Genomic DNA, 234 nt, shown 5'->3' on the forward strand with positions numbered 1-234 from the left:
CTTGGAATACTAATCCATCATCCGCAAACTGCGTGCCATCCGTCGTGATTTGTGCCTCAGCTCCGACTTTATCGTCGGCTTCCCGGGCGATACCGAGCGCGAGTTCGAGCAAACCTTGAAACTGGTAAAAGACATTGCCTTCGACTTGAGATTCGTCTTTATTTACAGTCAGCGCCCTGTCACGCCTCCCGCCAACATGAACGACGACACGCAGCATGAAGAAAAAGTGCGCCG

General features: G+C 52.6%; 1 pseudogene. It reads left to right on the plus strand.

The window, feature by feature from the left end:
* Positions 1–13: 13 nt before the first annotated feature.
* Positions 14–234: pseudogene (locus tag ACTHS8_RS10945) on the plus strand (tRNA (N6-isopentenyl adenosine(37)-C2)-methylthiotransferase MiaB); the annotation flags it as partial.

Origin of the sequence: Neisseria sp. P0016.S008 (assembly GCF_051957775.1) — a bacterium.
In the GTDB taxonomy this organism is placed as follows: Bacteria; Pseudomonadota; Gammaproteobacteria; order Burkholderiales; family Neisseriaceae; genus Neisseria; species Neisseria flavescens_B.